Raw genomic sequence first — 20437 nt, 5'->3', positions numbered from 1 at the left:
GTCAGTGCCAGCGCATCAGTGCCAGCGCGTCAGTCCCGCGCGACGACGACGACCGTCAGGTCGTCCCCCGGGTCGTGCTCGGCAGCACGGGCCCGCACGCGCTGCAGGAACGTCTCGATGTCGGGTGACCCGCGGTAGACCCCGCCGAGCCGCGAGAGCGACGCCAGCGTCGAGTCCCACAGCTCGAGCGCGCCGTCGCTGACGATGATCAGGGTGTCGCCCGGTTCGAGCAGGAGCGACCCCGAGGCCCGTGCGATCCCCGCGGGGTGCAGGCCGATCGGCAGGTCGAGCGACCGGTGGATGGTCTCCGTGCCGTCCGTGTGCAGCTGCAGCACGAGCCCGTGGCCCGCGTCGGTGTAGTCGACCCGCCCGCTCTCGGGGTGGATGCGGGCGTGGAACAGCGTCGAGAAGGACTCGGCGCGACTGAGGTCCGGCGCGACCTGGGCGTCGAGCGCCGCCACGGCCCGGTCCGGGTGCTCCGTCCCGCGGGCGAGCAGCGCGCCGCGGATGTTGGCCGCGAGGAGCCCGGCGGACATGCCCTTGCCCATCACGTCGGCGACGGTCACGTACAGGTCGCCGTCCGCGACGTGCCAGTCGTGGAAGTCCCCGGACACCACGCCGTGCGGGCGGGACATGCCGCTGACCCGGTACCCCGCGACCGCGAGGTCACCCGGCTGGAGGCCGGCGAGCACCGATCGGAGGCGATCCTCGTCCGCGCCGGCGGCGAGCTCACGCTCGGCCCACACGCCGAGTTCGGTGAGCAGCGCGAGGTCGTCCGGGTCGATGATGCGGGGTTCTTGATCGGTCAGGCAGAGCGTCCCGACCTTCACCGCGTCCTCGCCGACGCGCAGCGGCACGCCCGCGTAGAAGCGGGTGTTCGGCTCACCGGTGACCGCCGGCAGGTCGGCGAAGCGGAGGTCCTCACGTGCGTCGGGGACGACGACCGGGCCGGGTTCAGCGAGGCTGCGGCCGCAGAAGGTGTCCTCGAGCGGCATGACCGCGTCGAACTGGTCGACGCCCTGCTGCGATTTGATGGTCAAGGTCGACTCCCCCAGCAGGTTCAGGAACGCGCCGCTGACGCCGAAGGCCTCACGAGCGATGCGCGTGATCCGTTCGAAGCGTTCCTCGGGCACGCCGTTGTCGACCTCGAGCGCCGCGAGCAGCGCCGCGCGCCGGGCGGCGACGGGCCGTTCGGCACCGGTGACGGTCGTCGCGGCGAGTTCGTGGTGCATGCGTCCACGCTAACGCTGCGACCACATCACGCCTGTCCCCAGAAGGGTGGACTCGTGGCCCCAGTCGGCGGGTCATTCCCCTCCCAGGGCTGGCCCGAGGCCGTCCGGTCCGCTACCCGGCATCGGGAACGCTGTCCACCGTGACATCTGTCACGGCGCATCCGTGACGTCGGGCCGAGGTGCGCCACCGCCGGCCCCGGGATGCTGGACCCATGACCGACACCCCCGTGATCGAACTCCACGGCCTCCGCAAGCGCTTCGGTCCGGTGACCGCGGTGGACGGCATCGACTTGACGATCCACCGGGGCGAAGTCGTCGCGCTCCTCGGTCCGAACGGTGCCGGGAAGACCACCACGGTCGACCTCGCACTCGGGCTCTCCACCCCGACGTCGGGCACGGCGGCGCTGTTCGGCGCGGATCCCCGTTCGTCCATCGTCGAAGGGCGCGTGGGTGCCATGTTGCAGGGTGGCGCCCTGTTGCCCGACATGACCGTGCGTGGCGCGGTCGCGCTCGTCGGCGCAGCGCACCGCGCCCCGATGTCCGTCGACGAAGCACTGCGCCGAGCGCGCTGCACGGAGATCGCGAACCGTCGGGTGAGCAAGCTGTCCGGTGGGCAGCTGCAGCGCGCGCGGTTCGCCGTCGCCGTGGTGTCCGACCCGGACCTCCTCGTGCTCGACGAACCCACCGCCGCGATGGACGTCGAAGCGCGGCACACCTTCTGGTCGTCGATGCGTGAGTTCACCGACACGGGCCGGACGGTGGTGTTCGCGACCCACTACCTCGACGAAGCCGACACCTTCGCGGACCGGATCGTCATCCTCCGGGCTGGTCGCGTGGTCGCCGACGGCACCCCCGCCGAGATCAAGGCGATCGCGTCGACCCGGACGGTGCGCTGCTCCGGCATCGGTCCAGACGCGCACGTCGCCCTGCGCGGGCTCCCGGGCGTCGTCGGACTGGAGGCCAGACACGGCTCCGTCACGCTCCGCACCGACCAGAGTGACGACACGCTCAGGGCGCTCCTCACCGCGTTCCCGCAGGCGCACGACATCCAGGTGGTCGCCTCGACCATGGACGACGCGTTCCTCGCCCTCACGAGCGCCGCGCCGGGCTCGACCACCTCACCCACGACAACCCACACCGACCCCATCGGAGCCCGCGCATGAGCGCCTCGCCAGCAGCCCTCACCGTCCGCCGACCCGCGACCGTCACCCGAGGGCACTTGCCGTTGCGGTACGTGCTCCTCGAAACGGGCCGGCAGCTCCGCAACGTCCGGGCGATGGTCTTCACCTTCGCGGTTCCCGTCGTCATGCTCCTGGTGTTCGGTGCGGCCTTCGGCAGCCAGCGGGACCCGGGCACCGGGCTGCAGTACCTGGTGGTCACGACGCTGCAGATGGCCTCGTACGGCGCGATGATGGCCGCGCTCAGCCAGGCGTTCGCGATCGTCAACGAGCGCTCGCTCGGCTGGAACCGACAGCTCCGCGTGACCCCGCTGTCCGGATGGGCGTTCATGGTGTCGAAGGTCATCGCGGCGATGGCGTTCGCCGGCATGTCCATCGTCGTCACGGTCCTGGTGGCCACGATCGGCATGGGGGCGTCCCTGGATCCCGTGCGGTGGCTCGCCGCCGGCGTCGGCATCTGGTGCGGCGTCGTGCCGTTCGCACTCATCGCGATCCTGATCGGGCAGTTCGCCAAGCCGGCGTTCGCGCAGCCACTGTTCATGGTCGTCTTCATGGGCCTCGCGATCCTCGGCGGCCTGTGGGTCCCGCTCTCGGTGATGCCCGCCTGGATGGGGAACGTTGCCCACCTGCTGCCGTCGTACTGGCTCAACCGGATGGGTCAGATGGGTGCGGGTGCGACCGGCACGGCGGGCATGCTCGAACCGGCCCTGGTGCTGACCGGTTGGGCGGTGCTGCTGGCGGTCGTGATCATCTGGCGGTACCGGCGTGACGCTGCCCGGCAGTGACCGTCGGCCATACGCTGGCACCGATGTCCGACGTCGGGCAGCCCGCCGACGCCGCTGTGACCCCTGAGACCCCTGAGACCGCTCAGACCGCGAAGACCGTTGCAAGCACCGAGAGCACCGAGAACACCGAGAACACCGAGAACACCGAGAACACCATGACCGCCGAGACCGCCGAGACCCGCTCCGCCCGCCGGGCGTCGCGAGGTCCCGAGGTGTCCCCGCCGTCGTTCCCCTGGGCGGTCCCTCCCGGCGCCGATGCGGCCGAGATCGCCATCGCGCGCCGACGCTGGTACACGGGGGCGACCTTCGGCCTGCTCTGGCAGACCCTGTTGCTGATCGCGGTGTGGACCGACGGGCGGTCGCTCGACGCCCACCTCCTCTCGACCCTCGCCCTGGCCGTCTTCTACGCCGGCTACCTGTTCGGCCCGGAGCTCATGTGGCGCCGGGGCATCCCGGGCCGGTTGGTCGTCCTCTCGGCGCTCGTCGTCTGGGCAGGGCTGCTGCTCGTGGTCGTCGGCCCCGCCGCCGTCTGGTCGTGGTTGTTGCTCGTCGCGTTGTCCGGGTTCATCGCGGCACGCCGGTGGGTCTCGTTCGTCGTGATGGTCGTCATCGTGCTCGCCGAGCTGGTGGTGGCCGCGGCGATCGGCTGGGGTGAAGCCGGCGGCATCGGGATCCTGTTCGCGCCGGTCGTCGCGATCTCGGTCGGCGCGTCGATGCTGTTCTTCGGACGCCAGCGGGAAGCCGAGGACCGGCTGGGCGTCGCGCAGGACGAGATCACCCGCCTCGCCGTGGTCGAGGAGCGGATGCGGTTCTCCCGCGACCTGCACGACGTGCTCGGACACTCCCTGACCGTCGTCGCGATGAAGTCCGAACTCGCATCGCGTCTCGTCGATGCCGACCCCGGCCGCGCGAAGACCGAGATGCAGGACGTCGAGCGGCTCGCCCGCGATGCACTCCAGGGGCTCCGTCGTGCCGTGAGCGGCTACCGTGAGGCCGATCTGGCGGCCGAACTCGTCTCCGCGCGGTCGGCACTCGACGCCGCGGGCGTCCAGGCCACCTTGCCCACCGACGGTGATGCCGCCGCTGACGACGTCCGGAGCCTGTTCGCGTGGGTCCTCCGTGAAGGGATCACCAACGTCCTCCGGCACGCAGCAGCGAGCCGCGTGCGGGTGACGATGACACGGTCGGCGTTGACCATCGAGGACGACGGCACCGGTTCCTCCGACCAGGCGGTCCCCACCGCGGGGAACGGCCTGCGCGGTCTCCACGAGCGCGCCGACGCCGTCGGGGCGCGCCTCACCACGGGGACGAGTGCACTCGGCGGGTTCCTGCTGCACGTCGAACGGCGGCCCCGATGACGAACGCCCGTGACGCGAACGGCCCCGGAAGCCCCTCGGACACCGCAGCGGAACCGTCGGTGATCCGGGTGCTCATCGCGGACGACCAGGCCCTGGTCCGTGGCGCCCTCGCCTCGCTCCTCTCGCTCGAACGGGACATCGACGTCGTCGCGCAGGTCGATCGGGGTGACCTGGTCCTCGAAGCGGCCCGCTCCTCCCGAGCCGACGTCGCGCTGCTCGACGTCGAGATGCCGGGCACCGACGGCCTCACCGCCGCGGCCGAGCTCGCACGGTCCCTGCCCGCATGCCGATCCCTCATCGTGACGACGTTCGGGCGGCCCGGGTACCTGCGTCGGGCGCTGGAGGCAGGCGCACGCGGCTTCGTCGTGAAGGACACCCCGGCGGAACAGCTCGCCGATGCGGTCCGGCGGGTGGCGAACGGCTTCCGGGTCGTCGATCCCGTCCTCGCGGCCGAATCGCTCGCGGCCGGTCCCTCTCCCCTGACGCCTCGCGAGACGGACGTCCTGATCGCCTTCCGGACCGCCCCGACGGTCGCGGGCGTGGCGGGTGCCCTGCACCTGTCCGAGGGGACGGTCCGCAACCACTTGTCATCCGCGATCGGCAAGACGTCCGCGCGGAACGCGACGGAAGCGCTCCGTGTGGCCGCCGACAACGGTTGGCTGCTCGGACCGGCGTAGCGTTGTCGTCGTGTTCCGCCGTCGTGTCCTGCCCTCGCTCGTCCTCACCGCCGTCACCGTCCTCGCCGTGAGCGGGTGCGGTGCGCAGGACCCGACCGGTCAGATCACCGTCGCCGTGTCCGCGAACGCGGCGAACGGCCCGTACGAGGTGCAGGTGTTCGCCGCCTCGACCGGAAAGCTCTCCGAGCACCAGCGCGTGTACCCGGGCGGCAGCGCACGGTTCGCGGGCGTCCCGATCGGCCGGGTCACCGTCCGTGCCGCGAAGCTCTGCCCGCAGAAGGCGACCGTGACGAACGAGACGGTGACGGAGGTCACGCTCACGACGACCGGGTGCTGACGGCGACCACCGGACGAAGTCGCTGCGCCACCGACGCACCGCCGACGAACCGCCCGTGCCCGGGAGCGGCAGAGCTCAGTCAGCGACGAGGTGCTCGACCCGCGGCTCCCCCACGACGGCGTGCACCGCCTCGAGCGTCCGGGCGTCGTCCCCGGTCTGCCGGACCTCGTGCTGCGCCAGGTGCTCCTGCCACGAGCCGACTCGGAACGCCTCCACCCAGGCCTCCGGCCCGGACCCGAGGTCGCGGTACAGGTTCCAGTCGCGTGCTCCGGTCCGCCGACGGCTCCGTCCGAGCTCCGCGGCACGCTCCCGGAAGGCCTCCACCGAAGCCTCCGGGACCGTCCAGTGCACGAGCACGAGCGTCTCCCCGGTCCCCGTCGTCTCGGCGGGCAGCACGGTCACGTCACCGAGCGGCATCGGCACGGCCGCACGCTGCCGGTCGGTCAGGACCGGGAACCGCCAGGCGACGACGAGCAGCGCACTCAGTCCGGTGATCACCCCGGCGACGGCCAGGACGGGCACGACACCGACGGCGGTCGCGATCGCGCCGGCGAGGGCCGCCCCGATCGCCGTGCCGCCGAAGAGCACGAGCTGGTAGACGGCGAGCCCGCGCGACCGGACCCAGGCCGGCAAGAAGGCCTGCACCGTGCCGTTGAGCGTCGTGACGACACCGATCCACGCGACACCGCCCAGGACGAGCGCCACGAGGACGACGGGCAGCACCGGGACGAGCGCGACGACCACGTTCGAGACACCGAACACGGCGGAGGCGACCGCGACGGTCCCACCCGTGCCGAGCCGGGCGCGGACGGCGGGCATCACGAAGGCGCCACCGACCGACCCGATGCCGACCGCGGCGAGCAGCAGCCCGTAGCCGCCGGACGACAGCCCGAGGGGACCGGAGGCGAGGATCGGCAGGAGCGCCCAGAGCGCGTTCGCCGGGACCATGAACACGGCGAGCTGGACGAGCAGCCGCCGGACGACGCCTGCGTGCAGCACGTAGCGGAGGCCTGCGCGGGTGGCGTCGAGGAACGGTTCCGCCCGCGTCTCGGGTCGCTGGTAGCCGCGCCACCCGACGAGGACGACCAGGAAGAGCGCGAAGGACACGGCGTTCGCGGCGAAGACGAACGGCACGCCGAGCTGCGCGATGACGATGCCGGCGAGCGCAGGCCCGATCGCGCGGGCGATGTTCACCCCGACGGAGCTCAACGCCGACGCGTCGGTGATCGCGGCGCGCGGGACGATCTCCGGCACGAGCGCCTGGTAGGCGGGCAACTGCAGCGCCGACGCGGCACCGAGCAGGAACGTGACCGTCAGCAGCAGCGCGGGGGTCATCGCGCCGGTCGCGGTGAGCACGGTGAGTGCGACCCCGACGACGACCTGGAACGCCTGGACCCCGATGAGCAGCCGACGACGGTCCACGAACTCGCCGATGACGCCGGCGGGGATGCCGATGAGCAGGACGGGCAGGCTCGACGCGGTCTGCACGAGCGCGATGACCACGGCCGGAGCGTGCTCGTCGACGAGCAGCCACTGCGCACCGACGGTCTGCATCCAGCTGCCGATGTTGCTGACGAGCACCGCGAGCCACAGGGCACGGAACACGGGGATCGCGAGCGGCGCGAGCGCGCCGCCACGCGGAGCGGTCGTCTGCGGGGGTGTCGTCGTCATCTCACGCCTCCCGTCCGGGTGCGGCTAGTCTGCGAGCGCCGCCGACAGGAAGGCAACCGCCTGCGCGACCGCGGCCTTGGCCGGCGGCATGTCGTGCAGGGAGTTGACCATCACGAAGTCGTGCACGACGCCCTGGTAGCGGACGGCCGTGACGGGGACGCCGGCGCTGCGGAGCTTGGCCGCGTACGCCTCGCCCTCGTCGCGGAGCACGTCGGCCTCGCCCGTGATGACGAGCGCCTGCGGGAGACCGGCGAGCTGCTCCTCGGTGGCACGGAGCGGCGACGCGGTGATCTGGGCGCGCTCGGCCTCGTCGGTCGTGTACTGGTCCCAGAACCACTTCATGCCGTCGAGGGCGAGGAAGTAGCCCTCGGCGAACTCCTGGTACGACGCGGTGTCGAAGGCCGCGTTTGTGACCGGGTAGAAGAGCGCCTGCCCGCGGAACGTGACGTCCCCGCGCTCCTTCGCCATGATCGTCAGGACGGTGGCCATGTTGCCGCCGACCGAGTCGCCGGCGATGACGAGGCGCGAACCGTCGAGGTCCTTCTCGGCACCGTGCTGGACGACCCACTGCGCGACGGCGTAGGACTGCTCGTTCTGGACCGGGTACTGGTGCTCGGGCGCACGGTCGTACTCCGGGAACACGACGGCTGCGCCGGTCCCGACGGCCAGGTCCCGGACCAGACGGTCGTGGGTGTGTGCGTCGCCGAAGACCCAGCCGGCGCCGTGCGTGTAGAGCACGACCGGCAGGACGCCGGTGGCGCCCTTCGGCTTGACGATGCGGACGGGGACGCTGCCGGTGGGACCACCCTCGACGGTGATCCACTCCTCGTCGATCTCGGGCTTGTCGATGGGTGCGTCCTGCACGCCGTCGACGGCCTTCCGGCCCTCCTCGGGAGTGAGCTGGTACAGGTACGGCGGGTTCGCGGTGGCCTCGACGAACGCCTGGGCGGCGGGCTCGAGGGCGATGTTCTTGGGGTTGCCGGTGGGCACGGGTGTCTCCTCGTGGGTGATCGGTGGGGGTACGGGTGGGTCGGTCGCAACGGTAGGGCGACCCGACCGACCAGGGCGTGTCCCTGTCATGCCCCCTGGGACCCCGCCCGCTCCCCCGGTCGGGCCGGATCGGGGTGCGGCGGTGGCCTCCGGGGGCCGATCCGACCCTGTCCAGACGCCCGGCCGATGCGGGCACGGTGACGGGGTCCCTGCCGGGGACCCACTCCTCGAAGGCGCCACCGGTACCGTGGCCCGCATGGAACCCGGGGACGACGCGACGACGCTGTCGCTGCAGGAGTTCGTGACCGCGCTCGAGAGCCCCGCCGCGGTGGTGGACCGGTACCTCGACGTCGTGGCGGCGAACCGGCTGGCGGGCGCGGTGACGGCGTCGTTCACGGTCGGCACGAACCTCGCGCGGTTCACCTTCCTGAACCCCTTCGTGGAGGACTCGATCGGCTCCTGGGACCTCCAGGCCGAGCGCAACGTGGGCATGCTCCGGGACTCGGTCGAGCGCTTCGAGGAGGACGACCGGTTCCGCGACCTGCTCGGCGAGCTGATGGCGCGGAGCCCGGTGTTCGCGACGAAGTGGGCCGCGCGGTCCGCCGTGCCGGAGCGACGCGGGGTGACCGAGTTCGACAACCCGCTCGTCGGGCGCTTGGCACTCGGCTTCGAGCAGCTCCGGCGACACGGCGACGACGAGTACGTGGTCGTGCTGTGGGCGCCCGTTGACGATGCGGCTCGGGCGGGACTGCGCCGGCTGCGCGAGCTGGTCGCCGACGTCTGACCGTCACCGCCTCTGTCGGCGCCGGACGGTCGGCTCCTCAGCCGGTGAGCGCCTCGCCGGTGACGGGCTTCGTCGGCACGGTCCCCTGCTGCACCTGCGCCGCGAGGTAGACGATCGCCGCGGCGGCCGGGGTGCCCGGATCGGCCCAGAAGGTCGCGAGCACGTGCGAGCTGCCGGGGATCGCGAGGTTCTGCCACCGGAAATCGACCCATCCGAACGGGTCGATCCAGTGCCGTGACGTCCCGGTCCGTTGCACCGCGACGTCGTGCCGCGCCCAGATCGCGGGGAAGTCCGGGTCGTGCAGCGTCAGCGTCCCGACGATCTCCTGCAACCGGGGGTCCTCGGCATCACCGTGCAAGCGCAGGGCTGCGGCGACCCGTCGCGCCGTCGCTTCCCAGTCCATGGCGTGCTGTCGCGACACCTCGGAGAAGATCTGCAGCACGACGTTCGCGCCGGGCTCCATGTACCCGGGGCCGAGGGCGCTGGCCAGGGCGTTCGACAGGACGATGTCCTGGTTCCGGTCCATCACGAACGCCGGCGTGTGCGACCACTGGTCCAGGAGTGCTCGGATCGAGTCGTCGACGGGCGCGGTGCGGTGGTCGTCGAGGGGACGGGACGACGCGTTGGCGAGGCGTCGCATGTAGTGGGTGGCCTCGTGGTCGAGCAGGAGTGCCCGTGCGATCGCGGAGAGGACCTGGTCGGACGGCTGGTGGTCACGTCCGCGCTCGAGGCGCAGGTAGTACTCGGGGCTGATCCCCGCGAGGCGCGCGACCTCTTCACGGCGCAGCCCGTCGACCCGGCGCCCCGGTTCCCGCACGAGCCCGACGTCCTCGGGTTGCACCAGCGACCGCCGTGCCCGGAGGTACTGCCCGAGCTCTGACCGTTTCGGCTCCACGTCCGCAGGATAGCCGGAACCCGCAACAGAGTCGAGAACGAACGTTCTCAGGTGCGTTTTCGGGCGTGTCAGAAATCGTCGGGGCCGGCCGGACGACCGCCGCGCGTCAGGGTCTGGCTGGGCCCTTCCCCGAAGCGCGCACGGTACGCCGCGGCGAACCGGCCGAGGTGGGCGAGCTGCCACCGCCACGCGACCTCACGAACGGTGACCACGTCGGGTCCCGGTGCCGACAGCACCGCGTGGACGCGGTCGAGACGCACCTCGCGCAGGTACTGCATGGGCGTGACCGCGAGTCGGCGACGGAAGAGGTCCTGCAGCCCGCGCTCGCTGAGGCCCGCCGCGGCGCCGATGTCCACCACGGTGATCGGGTCGCCGGCGTGTTCGTGCACGAACCGGATCGCGCAGCGCAGCCGGTCCTCCACGTCGGGTCGGGTCGGCGTGAAGGTCGACAGGACGACGGTGGCGACCCGGCGGTTCAGGGCGCGCCGCTCCGGGACGGGCAGGTCGGGGTCGAGCACGCGGTCGACGACCTCCCGCAGCAGGGTCCGCAAAGGTTCGAGACGGACGTCGTCGGGGTCCGGCTGGACGAACTCCGACGGTTCGTCGGTCTCGCCGAGCAGCGCCGGAGTGATGTGGAGCAGGGTCATCCGGTCGGCGTCGGTGCGGAACGCGTACGCGACGGGCGCCGACAGCATCACCGGCGCACCGGCCGGGACGTGCCACCGCTCCCCGCGGTCCGAGCTGAGTTCCGCGTGACCATCGGCGAGCCAGAAGACCACGTGGTCCGGCCGGGGTCCGATCGTGCCGGTGCGCTCCCGACCGCCCGTGGCGATGCGGTGGATCGACAGGGATTCGTCGCCGCCGGTGCGGTACTCGAACGGGGGCGTGGTCTCGGTCATGTCGCTGCCTCCGTTCGCCGTCGTTCGGACAGCGAACGCTACCGCGCTGTGTTGCACGACGCGACATTCGACTCACGACGGGTCCGGTACGGCGTCCCACACTCCGCCGTACCGGGACAAGACCGACCACCGCGACACCGGCCAGGTGGTGACGAACGCCCGCCCGACGACGTCCGACTCCGGCACGGACCCGTGGATCCGCGAGTCCGCAGAGCGCGAGCGGTTGTCGCCCATCACCCAGAGTCGCCCCTCGGGCACCGTGACGGAGAAGTCCTCGGCGGCGACCCGCGGAGACCCGGGCTGCAGCACCACGTAGGGCTCGTGGACCGGGTGCCCGTTGACGCTCAGTTCCCCCGCGACACCGCAGCACGAGACCGTGTCGCCGGGGAGCCCGATGACGCGCTTGATGAGGTCGTCGCCCTGCGCCGGTCCGAGCCAGCCGCCCGGGTCGCGGAAGACCACGACGTCACCACGCCGCACCGGGACCACCCCGGGCACGAGCTCGTTGACGAGCACGCGGTCGCCGACGAGCAGCGTGCGCTCCATCGACACCGACGGGATGAAGAACGAGCGGACCAGGTACGTCCGCACCACGAACGACGCGAAGAGCGCGACGACCACGATGATCGCGAGGTCTCGCAGGAACTTCCAGCGTGCCCGCTCGGGAGCCGCCGGCTCGGCCTCGCTCAATGCGTCAACACCACCTTCACGAACCCGATCACGAACGCCACGGCCGCGAGCACGATGCCGCCCCACAACCCGAGGAACGACGGACGCTGCCCACTGAAGCGCTGCATGAACGGCCCGACCAGACCGATGCGCACCACCAGGATCACCGTGGCGGCGATCTGTGCCCACTCCGCCGGCAGCCACCCGATCCACGCGGCCGCGTAGAGCACCGCCGGGATCAGCCCAGAGGTCGCGATCGGGTTGGCGTTGCGGACGATCGACACGATCGTCGAGCGGTTCTGCTCGTCGTCACCGTCGGGCCCGAAGCCGTGCGCGACCAGGTGCGCGAGCACGTGCGCCAGGTAGGTCAGAATGGCCGTCGCGAGCACGGTCAGCACCGCGGTCCCCCGGTGGATCTGGTCCGGGTCCACCGCGATCGCGACGGCCAACACCGTGATGTTCCCGTAGATGTACGAGGACATCCGGTCCCGGACCTGCTCGATCGGCAGGTCGCGCGGGCCGCGGCGCTCGCGGGGACCGCGCCGACTGCCCGGCCCTCGTCGCGTGTCGTGCATGTGCCCATCCTGGCCCGTCGACGGCGTGCGCCGCCGACAGGACACCGGGTGCGATGCCATCCTGGGCCGTGGACGCATCGCGACTTCACCTCACGTCGCGTCGCGTCGCGTCGCAGATCCTGGAGGCTCGTCCCATGTCCCACAGACCCCTCGCCCTGGTGACCGGTGTGGGTCGCCGCGCCGGGATCGGTGCCGCGCTCGCCACCCGCCTGGCGGCCGATGGCTGGGACCTCGCCATCTCGTGGTGGGGCCCGTACGACGACCGCGTGAGCGGTGGCGCGGACCCGGACGGGATCGAATCCGTCGTGCGGGAGTGCGAGGCGGCGGGCGCACGCGTGTCGCGCCTCCCGGTCGACCTGGCCGACCCGGAGCAGGCGGCCGCCCTCGTCGACCGCGCCGAAGCCGAGGCGGGCGCTCCCGTGACCGCGCTCGTGCTGTCCCACTGCGAATCGGTGGACTCGGACTTCCGGTCCACCACCGTCGCCGCCTGGGACCAGCACTTCGCGGTGAACGCCCGCGCACCGTTCCTGCTCGTGCAGGCGTACCAGGCCGCGCTCGAGCGAGCCGACGACGCTGCTCCTCGGTCCTTGCGCCGCGTCATCGCGCTGACGAGCGACCACATCGCGTACAACCTGCCGTACGGGGCGTCGAAGGGCGCCCTCGACCGGATCGTCCTGGGCGCGGCGAAGGAGCTCGCGGACCTCGGGGTGCGCGCGAACCTCGTCAACCCGGGGCCGAACGACACGGGGTGGATGACCGACGAGACGAAGGCCTGGGTGCGCAGCGAGACACCGGGTGGACGGCTCGGGACCCCCGCCGACACCGCCGCACTCGTCGGCTTCCTGTGCTCGGAGGACGGTGGCTGGATCAGCGGTCAGGTCCTGCACTCGGACGGCGGGTTCTCGAATCACGCGTGATCCCGCGCGCACGTTTGGTTGACGCGTCAACCAAATGCGCGCACACTGAGGACATGCAGACGCAGGACCTCCTCGCCGCCGACACCGGCATGGGCGCCGTCACCCTCCGGGTCGCGGACCTCGACCGGATGATCGCCTACTACCGCGACGGGGTCCGGCTCGCGCTGCTGTCCCAGGAGCACGGACGCGCAGTGCTCGGTCGCCCCGGTCCGCTCGGGACGAGCACGTCGATCGTGATCCTCGAACACACCCCCGGCTTGGCCCATGCGAGCGCGCACGAGGCGGGGCTGTTCCACACCGCGATCCTGTTCGACAGCCGGGCCGACCTCGCCGCCGCGCTGTACTCGATCGCGACGCAGTACCCGCAGACCTTCACCGGGAGTGCCGACCACCTCGTCAGCAACGCCTTCTACTGCACCGATCCGGAGGGCAACGGCGTCGAGCTCTACTGGGACCGCGACCGCACGGAGTGGTCGTGGACGCACGGCATGGTCGACATGGCGACGATCTTCCTCGACCCCAACGACTTCATCCGCACCCACCTGACCGAGGACGCCCTCGACTCCGCGGCCACGCGCCCGGGACGGGTCGGGCACGTGCACCTGTCCGTCGGGGACGTCGGGACCGCCAAGGAGTTCTACGTCGACACCCTCGGGTTCGCCACCACCGCGGGCATGGGTGACGCGCTGTTCGTCTCGGCGGGCGGGTACCACCACCACATGGCGATGAACACGTGGAACTCGCGCGGCGCCGGGCGGCGGCAGCTCGCGCTCGGGCTCGGGCTCGTCCGGATCGAGGTCCCCGGGGTCGACGACCTGGGGGCACTCGAGGCCCGGATGCGGGACGCCGGGGTGCAGACGGTTGACGACGGGCGCACGGTCGCGTTCGAGGACCCGTGGGCGAACCGGATCGAGGTCACGGCGCCGGGGCGCGGCTGACCGGACGCGAGCGGCGCTCGCGTCAGCGCGTCAGCGCGTCAGCGCGTCAGCGCGTCAGCGCGTCAGCGCGCACGGAAGTACCGGTGGAGGGACCGCTCGCGGATCCCGGAAGCCGTGACCGCTCCCCCGAGCAGCGCACCCACGACCCCGGCCACGACGATGACCAGCGCTCGGACGACGATGGGGACGGCGTCGGCGTCGGACAACCCGCGTACCGGGAGCACGGCGATGCCCAGCGCACCGACCGCAGCGACGGACGCCCAGACGAGGTGCGCGAGCACGACACCGAGCACCTGTGCGCGTCGTGGGACCCCGACGTGCAGGTCCGAGGCCAGGGACAGCCGCCGTCGCAGCACCGCGACGATGCCGACCGAGGCACCCGCGAGGCCCGCCGCACCGACGGGGACCCACGGCGGCGATCGGTTGGTCGGCACGAACGCCGTCCCCGCGCGCGGGTTGAGCTGCTCCACCGTCGGCCGAGCCTCGTCCTCCGCTCCGGAGGTCGGCAGCACGGTCCGGCGGAGGAGCTGTACGGCGTCCTCTCGTTCGGGCCAGACGGTCGCCCAACAGGCGTCGAACGGACCGCCGGCCGCGGTCGGTGCGAGCAGGGCGTACTCCAGGTCGGGATCGCGCCCGTCGTCCGGGTACTCGTACACGGCAGCCACCGGGACAGCGGGACCGCCGAGGAGCGGGATCCGGTCCCCGGGGTCGACGCCGAGCTCGTCGGCGAGCTGCCGCGACGGGACGACACCGACGACCCCCGACCGACCGCGGGTGCTGAGCACGTCGAGGAACCCGGCCGACACCTCGTACGTCGGCAGGCTCGATCCGGCGAGCGCGGCGGGGACGGCACCCACCGGGACCCGGCGGAGCGCTCCGGACGCCACCACGCCGTCGGACGCGGACAGCGCGGCACAGGCCGAGGCGTCGATCCGTCCCTCGGCCTGCTGGACCAGCGTGGCGGCACCGCTCGCGACGTAGTCCGCCGCCGAGCGGACGTCGGTGGCGACCGCGAGCGTCCACCCACCGGCGCAGACCCCGAGCAGGACGGCGAGCACGACCGCGTTCGTCACGGCACGCGCGGCACCAGAGGCGAGGTCGCGCCACGCCTCCCGGACGACCTCGGTCAACCGCATCGCAGGTTGCCGCTCCCGCGCTCGCCGAGGTCGAGCACGGCGGTGCATGCATCCCGTGTGCGCTCGTCGTGGGTTGCCACCACCACGATGGTGCCGCCCGCGGCGAGCGCCGCGATCCCGTCATCGACTTCGGCCGCGGTGCTGCGGTCGAGCTGCGCCGTGGGCTCGTCGACGAGCATCAGCCCGGGTGCGCTCGCGATGCCCCGGGCCAGCATCAGCCGCTGGGCCTCGCCGCCCGACAGCTCGCCGAACCGCGCGAGCGCCCGGTGTACGAGTCCGAAGCGCTCGAGGACCTCGAGTGACCGGAGGTCGGCGGTCCGACGGTCGAGCCCGCGAGCGACCATCGGCAGAGCCACGTGGTCGAGGGCCCGCCGACCTGGGACACCGTGCGGGTTCTGGAACACCCACAGTGGTCGGCAGCGCACAGGTCGCTCCACAGTGCCGACGGTCGGACTGAGCATCCCCGCGATGATCGCGAGCAGCGTCGACTTCCCGCTGCCACTCGGGCCGACGAGCGCCGTCACCGTACCCTCGGTGAACGTCTGGTCGAGGCCGGAGAACACCTCGGTGCCGTCAGCCCAGGTGTGTCCGACTCCCGCGAGTGTCACCGGCACGAGCGGTCCCGGCCTGCAGCGGACCGCACCCGGTCGAGCGGTCGCTCGTCGCGGGTCCGGACGAACGACTGCCCGAGCTCCGACCCGACCACCTCGACGGGCACGGTCCGGCCGTCCTCGGATCGCACGCACGCGTGCGGCCCGGCGATGCCGATCAGCGCCGTGGGCGGCACGACCTGCACCCTCCTGGGGGTCACCAGCGCGAACGTCGCGGTGAGCGTCGGTGCCCCCTCGCCCGACGCGACCGCGGCGTCGTACTCCGGCAGGGCAGCGATCGCCCTGAGCCCCTCGGACGCCACCGTGCCCCGCGCATCGACCGGCACGGTGGCGGCGCCGAGCCGCAGCACCCGTGCCCCCGGTGCTGGATCCACGGGGAATGAGTCGATGCGGGCACCCCGGAGCTCGGCCGGCAGTGCGACCAGGCGCCCGTCGGCGTCGACCGGGGACCCCACGACCGCCGAGCAGGTCTGCACGGTGTTCTCGGCGGCGGGCACCCAACTGAACGGAGCCCTGGGGACGCCGTCGTCGGGCAGGTCCGCGAGCGGGATGCCCCGCGCCACCAGGAAGGCCCGGGCAGCCTGGAGCGTGCGCTGCCCGAGGATCCCGTCCGCCGCGAGGCCATCGCCCAGCCGTGCGAGTTCCCGTTGCAGACCCGCGACGTCGTCCCCCGCGTCCCCGAGACCGAGGTCGCGCCACAACGGCACAGCGGTGGCGAGGGCGACCACCGGCGCACCGTCGATCGTGGCGAGGACGTCACCGCTCCGGATCGGCATCGCCGTCGAACACGCGGAACTCGTGATCGTCCCGGCGCGGCTGGTCACGACGAGCTGCGGTGCGCCCGTGTCCAGCGTGACCTGCACCTGCCGCTCGTCAGCGTCCTCCCGCTCCGTCGCCTGGACGACGCCCACCGGGACTGCGGTGCGGAGCGACGCGGGCGGCTCGACGGGCAGGACGACCACGAGGGCCGCGGCCGTCCCCGCCGCGGCGACGATCGCGCCCAGCGCGACGAGCGTCGCGGAGACGGCGTTCCTCATCGACGCCACAGCCCGAGCGGGTCGAGCCGACACTGCGTCGCCGCTGGGTCCCACTGGTTGAACGCGAACGCCCCGGAGTCGTTCTCCTCGCGCCACCGACGTTCGGTGTAGTCCGCACCGACGACCCCGGCGTCGCGAAGGCACGCCACCGTGATGGTCGCGTCGTCCTGCTTCTCCGGGTTCCGACGCACCTCGTTGAACAGGTAGGTCACGCTCCGGTCGAACTGTCGAGAGCAGCGCTGCAGGGTCGCGTTGACATCCTCGGTCGACCCGAGAGCGCTGCCGTCCACCGGCTCGCCCTCAGACGTCCCATCGTCGAAGATCTTCCAACGGATCCCGGCATCGAGCATGCACACACGCTTGCGCTCCTGCGCCTCCTCGAGCTCGGCCGCAGTGATGACTCCGTCCCGCAGGATCGCGGTCTCGAAGGGACTCGCGTCCCGCAACGACTCTTCGAATTCCGGCACCCACGGTCCAGCCGCAGTTAGCGACGCCTCCGGGATGGACTCGCGCGGCTGCTCCGGTGCACAGGCTGACGCGAGCGTCAGGACACCGAACGCCACCATCACCGAAGTCGCACACCGACGTCGCGACCCCACGTCAGGCCCGAGCCATCCCGTACTGGGAGATGTTGGCGTAGCAGAGCTTCTGCTTCGACCACGCATTCGCTCCGACGACGTTGCCCCACGCGAACGTGCCGTTCTTGAACCGGTTGAAGTGCTGCGCCTTGCCGCAGCCCGTGTAGTTCTTCCCTTGCGTCTGCGTGATCTGCCCCCAGCGGGCCGCAGCCTTCGCCTCCGGAGCAGTGGCCGCATCGACAGCGACCCCTCCGGCCAGCACCGTCCCGAGCACGGTCACCCCGAGCACGACGTTCCCGATCATCTTCGATCTCCCCTTCGGTGTCGATACTGATGTATCGCCGTTAACGTACGGGCAAATCGAACCCGGCGCAAGGGCCGTCCGGCAGGATGGGTCCGTGAGCGAAGACATCCGGTGGGAGGTGGTCGAGGAGAGCGCACTGACGCTCCCCGTCCACGAGGCGATCGCGGCGATGCTGGGGCAGGCGTTCCCGGACTGGTCGCACTGGTACGTCGGGGGACGGAGTTGGGCGGGGATGCAGCCCGAGCGCCGGATCCTCGCCCGGGACGCGGACGGCGTCGTCCTGGCGCACGTCGGCATCCGCCGGATGTTCATCACCGTCGGCGACCAGGACGTCCTCGTCGGCGACACCGGGCTGGTCGCCGTCTCCCCGCGTCTGCAAGGAACAGGCCAAGGCCGTGAACTCATGGAGCGCGCGCACGCAGTTCTCGACGGACTCGCGGTGCCGTACGGCTTCCTCGGTGCGGGCGAGAACCGGGTGCCGTTCTACGCGAACCTCGGCTGGCACGTATTCGATGACGTCGTCACGGACTACACCGCCTTCACCGCGGAGGGCGCTGGACTCCCGATGACAGACCAGGGCGGCTGGATGGTCCGGCCGGTCGCGGCCCGACTCGAGGACTGGCCCACAGGCCCGATCTGGCTCAACGGCCAGCAGGTCTAGGCAGCAGCAGCCCGGAACAAGCTGAGCACCAAGACCAAGACCAAGACCAAGACCAAGACCAAGACCACCAGCACCCCGCAACCACGGACAGGAGGCGCGGTGCGAGTCGAACTCGCACCGCGCCTCCCGTCTGTCTGGATCTGGGCCTACGCCTCGACCGCCACCGTCTCTGGGTGCTCGTTCGACCCCGGCGCACTCGGCACCACGGCCGCGCGCACGCGCGCCCCCAGGTCCGGGTCCACGTTCGTCCAGTAGGCGAACACCCGCTCGCGCAGGTCGTCGCGGGTCACCTTCGAGACGTGCCCGGCGATGTTCCCGACGAGCCGCTCACGGGCCGCGTCGTCGAGCACCTCGCGGTACAGCGTGCCGGCCTGACCGAAGTCGTCGTCCTCCGGGTGGAGCGTCGCCGCGGAGCGCTGCAGCACACCGTCGGACTCCCAGCCCGGGGCGTCGTCGCTCGCACCGGCGGCGGCGTGCGCCCCACCGAGCGAGTTCGGCGCGTACACGGGGACCTCGGACTTCTGGAAGTCGAAGCGCATGGCGCCGTCCTTCGAGTACGAGTGCACCTCGTTCTTCGGGGCGTTCACCGGCAGCTGCGCGTGGTTCGTGCCGACGCGGTAGCGCTGGGCGTCCGCGTAGCTGAAGATGCGCGCCAGGAGCATCTTGTCCGGGCTCGCCGCGATGCCGGGGACGAAGTTCGACGGCGCGAAGACGGCCTGCTCGATCTGCGCGAAGTAGTTCTCCGGGTTGCGGTTGAGCTCGAGCGTGCCGACGTCGATGAGCGGGTAGTCGCCCTTCGGCCACACCTTCGTCAGGTCGAACGGGTTGAAGCGGTACTCCGCAGCGTCCGCGTACGGCATGATCTGCACGCGGAGGTTCCAGCGCGGGAAGTCCTGACGCTCGATGGCCTCGTACAGGTCACGGATGTGGAAGTCGGCGTCCTCGCCCGCGATCCGGTCGGCGTCCTCCTGCGCCAGGGTCTTGTGGCCCTGCTGCGTCTGGAAGTGGTACTTCACCCAGAAGCGCTCGCCCTCGGCGTTGATCCACTGGTAGGTGTGCGAGCCGAAGCCGTCCATCTCGCGCCACGACGCCGGCAGGCCACGGTCGCCCATGAGCCACGTCACCTGGTGCGCGGACTCCGGCGACAGGGTCCAGAAGTCCCACTGCATGTCGTGGTTGCGGAGGTGGCTGCCCGGCAGGCGCTTCTGCGAACGGATGAAGTCCGGGAACTTGATGCCGTCACGGATGAAGAACACGGGGGTGTTGTTGCCGACGAGGTCGTAGTTGCCCTCGCTCGTGTAGAACTTCAGCGCGAAGCCACGGGGGTCGCGCCAGGTGTCCGGGGAACCCTGCTCGCCCGCGACGCTCGAGAAGCGGGACAGGACCTCGGTCTGCTGCCCCGGCTGCAGGAACGCGGCACGGGTGTAGCGGGAGACGTCGTGCGTGACGGTGAAGGTGCCGAAGGCGCCCCCGCCCTTCGCGTGCACGACACGCTCCGGGACCCGCTCGCGGTTGAACTGGGCGAGCTTCTCGACCAGGTAGTGGTCGTGGAGGGCGAGGGGGCCGTCGGCCCCCACACCCATCGAGTGCTCGTCACTGGAGACCGGAGCCCCGCTGTTGGTGGTCGTCGTGGGCGTGTTCTGGTCGGACACGGTTCCTCCTCAGGTGGAACGTTGGTTCGGTCAGGGATGCTCGGGTTGGTCTCTGGCTACCCCGCCAGGCGGGGTGCGGTCTGTGTGCCGTCGTCGTCGTCCTGCTCGGCCGCCGCGCAGGGCGCGCAGATGCCCCAGTACGTCACCTCGGCGTTGGTCACGGCGAACCCGTGCGTCTCAGACGGCGTCAAGCAGGGCGCGTGCCCCACGGCACAGTCGACGTCCTCGACGGCACCGCACAGGGTGCAGACGATGTGGTGGTGGTTGTCACCGGTCCGCCGTTCGTAGCGAGCGGGGCTCCCGGCGGGTTCGATGCGTCGCACGAGCCCGACACCCGTGAGCGCGGCGAGCACCCCGTACACGGCCTGGTGGCTGGTGGTGGGGAGCTCGGCGGCGAGCGCGGTGACCAGGTCGTCGGCAGTCGAATGCGGCATCGCAGCAGTCGCACGGAGCACGGCGAGTCGAGGCGTCGTCACCCGGAGCCCGGAGGATCGCAGCAGAGCGGCATCGGCGTCCATGCACGACCCTTCTTTTGCAGCGATCAAGACAACGA

Annotated in this window: 23 protein-coding genes; 9 read left to right on the top strand and 14 right to left on the bottom strand. The window is 71.6% G+C overall.

Going from position 1 to position 20437, the window contains the following annotated elements; translation table 11 throughout:
* Positions 1 to 29: 29 nt before the first annotated feature.
* Entirely contained in the window at positions 30 to 1232 is a 1203-nt protein-coding gene (locus J7E22_RS09445) for a PP2C family protein-serine/threonine phosphatase (RefSeq protein WP_214981378.1), read from the bottom strand.
* A gap of 212 nt (positions 1233 to 1444) precedes the next feature.
* On the opposite strand from J7E22_RS09445, the gene J7E22_RS09440 reads away from it, so the two are divergent.
* The 5 genes from J7E22_RS09440 to J7E22_RS09420 are packed head-to-tail and all read left to right on the top strand — an operon-like array spanning position 1445 to position 5567.
* On the top strand, positions 1445 to 2395 hold the full coding sequence (locus J7E22_RS09440) for an ABC transporter ATP-binding protein (protein ID WP_214981370.1): 951 nt from the start codon (positions 1445 to 1447) through the stop codon (positions 2393 to 2395).
* Positions 2392 to 3195 (top strand): ABC transporter permease, encoded by an 804-nt coding sequence (locus J7E22_RS09435; RefSeq protein WP_251008883.1) that lies wholly within the window; start codon positions 2392 to 2394, stop codon positions 3193 to 3195. The genes J7E22_RS09440 and J7E22_RS09435 overlap by 4 nt, the downstream gene beginning before the upstream one ends.
* 23 nt (positions 3196 to 3218) lie before the next feature.
* Positions 3219 to 4553 (top strand): sensor histidine kinase, encoded by a 1335-nt coding sequence (locus J7E22_RS09430; protein ID WP_214981368.1) that lies wholly within the window; start codon positions 3219 to 3221, stop codon positions 4551 to 4553.
* 59 nt (positions 4554 to 4612) lie between these two features.
* Entirely contained in the window at positions 4613 to 5230 is a 618-nt protein-coding gene (locus J7E22_RS09425) for a response regulator transcription factor (protein WP_308159210.1), read from the top strand.
* A gap of 10 nt (positions 5231 to 5240) precedes the next feature.
* A complete protein-coding gene (locus J7E22_RS09420; RefSeq protein ID WP_214981365.1) occupies positions 5241 to 5567 on the top strand; it encodes a hypothetical protein in 327 nt (108 codons plus the stop codon).
* A gap of 75 nt (positions 5568 to 5642) precedes the next feature.
* On the opposite strand, the gene J7E22_RS09415 is transcribed toward J7E22_RS09420, so the two are convergent.
* A complete protein-coding gene (locus J7E22_RS09415) occupies positions 5643 to 7238 on the bottom strand; it encodes an MFS transporter (protein WP_214981363.1) in 1596 nt (531 codons plus the stop codon).
* 24 nt (positions 7239 to 7262) lie between these two features.
* Positions 7263 to 8228 (bottom strand): alpha/beta hydrolase, encoded by a 966-nt coding sequence (locus tag J7E22_RS09410; RefSeq protein ID WP_308159199.1) that lies wholly within the window; start codon positions 8226 to 8228, stop codon positions 7263 to 7265.
* A 256-nt stretch (positions 8229 to 8484) separates the two neighbouring features.
* On the opposite strand from J7E22_RS09410, the gene J7E22_RS09405 reads away from it, so the two are divergent.
* Positions 8485 to 9012, top strand: coding sequence for a hypothetical protein (locus J7E22_RS09405; protein WP_214981359.1), 528 nt, complete (start codon positions 8485 to 8487; stop codon positions 9010 to 9012).
* 37 nt (positions 9013 to 9049) lie between these two features.
* Here the strand turns inward: J7E22_RS09405 and J7E22_RS09400 are convergent, their stop codons facing one another.
* The 4 genes from J7E22_RS09400 to J7E22_RS09385 all read right to left on the bottom strand — a co-directional run bounded on the left by J7E22_RS09400 (position 9050) and on the right by J7E22_RS09385 (position 12050).
* The gene (locus J7E22_RS09400) at positions 9050 to 9907 is read right to left on the bottom strand and encodes a helix-turn-helix domain-containing protein (protein WP_214981357.1); all 858 of its coding nucleotides are present in this window, start codon (positions 9905 to 9907) and stop codon (positions 9050 to 9052) included.
* Positions 9908 to 9975: 68 nt separating this feature from the next.
* On the bottom strand, positions 9976 to 10806 hold the full coding sequence (locus J7E22_RS09395; RefSeq protein ID WP_214981355.1) for a helix-turn-helix transcriptional regulator: 831 nt from the start codon (positions 10804 to 10806) through the stop codon (positions 9976 to 9978).
* A gap of 72 nt (positions 10807 to 10878) precedes the next feature.
* Complete coding sequence (gene lepB, locus J7E22_RS09390) at positions 10879 to 11496, bottom strand: signal peptidase I (RefSeq protein WP_214981354.1); 618 nt, start codon at positions 11494 to 11496, stop codon at positions 10879 to 10881.
* A complete protein-coding gene (locus tag J7E22_RS09385) occupies positions 11493 to 12050 on the bottom strand; it encodes a hypothetical protein (RefSeq protein WP_214981351.1) in 558 nt (185 codons plus the stop codon). The genes lepB and J7E22_RS09385 overlap by 4 nt, the downstream gene beginning before the upstream one ends.
* 134 nt (positions 12051 to 12184) lie before the next feature.
* Here J7E22_RS09385 and J7E22_RS09380 point away from each other — a divergent pair, with 134 nt between their 5' ends.
* Positions 12185 to 12967 (top strand): SDR family oxidoreductase, encoded by a 783-nt coding sequence (locus J7E22_RS09380; RefSeq protein ID WP_214981350.1) that lies wholly within the window; start codon positions 12185 to 12187, stop codon positions 12965 to 12967.
* Positions 12968 to 13020: 53 nt separating this feature from the next.
* Positions 13021 to 13905, top strand: a complete 885-nt coding sequence (locus J7E22_RS09375) for a VOC family protein (protein ID WP_214981348.1) — start codon at positions 13021 to 13023, stop codon at positions 13903 to 13905.
* Positions 13906 to 13967: 62 nt separating this feature from the next.
* On the opposite strand, the gene J7E22_RS09370 is transcribed toward J7E22_RS09375, so the two are convergent.
* From J7E22_RS09370 to J7E22_RS09350, 5 genes are all read right to left on the bottom strand, one after another.
* Positions 13968 to 15041: a hypothetical protein gene (locus J7E22_RS09370; RefSeq protein WP_214981346.1), complete on the bottom strand. Its 1074-nt coding sequence runs from the start codon at positions 15039 to 15041 to the stop codon at positions 13968 to 13970.
* Positions 15032 to 15649 (bottom strand): ATP-binding cassette domain-containing protein, encoded by a 618-nt coding sequence (locus J7E22_RS09365; protein ID WP_214981345.1) that lies wholly within the window; start codon positions 15647 to 15649, stop codon positions 15032 to 15034. Before J7E22_RS09365 ends, J7E22_RS09370 begins: the two co-directional genes overlap by 10 nt.
* Positions 15646 to 16689 carry a peptidoglycan-binding protein gene (locus J7E22_RS09360; RefSeq protein ID WP_214981343.1) on the bottom strand — a complete coding sequence of 348 codons (1044 nt, stop codon included), beginning with the start codon at positions 16687 to 16689 and terminating at the stop codon, positions 15646 to 15648. The genes J7E22_RS09365 and J7E22_RS09360 overlap by 4 nt, the downstream gene beginning before the upstream one ends.
* Complete coding sequence (locus J7E22_RS09355) at positions 16686 to 17156, bottom strand: hypothetical protein (RefSeq protein ID WP_214981341.1); 471 nt, start codon at positions 17154 to 17156, stop codon at positions 16686 to 16688. Before J7E22_RS09355 ends, J7E22_RS09360 begins: the two co-directional genes overlap by 4 nt.
* A gap of 133 nt (positions 17157 to 17289) precedes the next feature.
* A complete protein-coding gene (locus J7E22_RS09350) occupies positions 17290 to 17571 on the bottom strand; it encodes a hypothetical protein (protein ID WP_214981339.1) in 282 nt (93 codons plus the stop codon).
* A 94-nt stretch (positions 17572 to 17665) separates the two neighbouring features.
* On the opposite strand from J7E22_RS09350, the gene J7E22_RS09345 reads away from it, so the two are divergent.
* Entirely contained in the window at positions 17666 to 18232 is a 567-nt protein-coding gene (locus J7E22_RS09345; RefSeq protein ID WP_214981338.1) for a GNAT family N-acetyltransferase, read from the top strand.
* A gap of 146 nt (positions 18233 to 18378) precedes the next feature.
* Here J7E22_RS09345 and J7E22_RS09340 read toward each other — a convergent pair whose 3' ends face one another.
* Positions 18379 to 19884: a catalase gene (locus J7E22_RS09340; protein ID WP_214981336.1), complete on the bottom strand. Its 1506-nt coding sequence runs from the start codon at positions 19882 to 19884 to the stop codon at positions 18379 to 18381.
* Between the two features lie 56 nt (positions 19885 to 19940).
* Positions 19941 to 20402, bottom strand: coding sequence for a Fur family transcriptional regulator (locus J7E22_RS09335; RefSeq protein ID WP_214981334.1), 462 nt, complete (start codon positions 20400 to 20402; stop codon positions 19941 to 19943).
* Positions 20403 to 20437: the final 35 nt, after the last annotated feature.

Origin of the sequence: Curtobacterium sp. ISL-83, assembly GCF_018613895.1 — a bacterium.
In the GTDB taxonomy this organism is placed as follows: Bacteria; Actinomycetota; Actinomycetes; order Actinomycetales; family Microbacteriaceae; genus Curtobacterium.
Note: the sequence above shows the minus strand (reverse complement) of the source record. Positions and strands in the feature narration are given on the sequence as shown.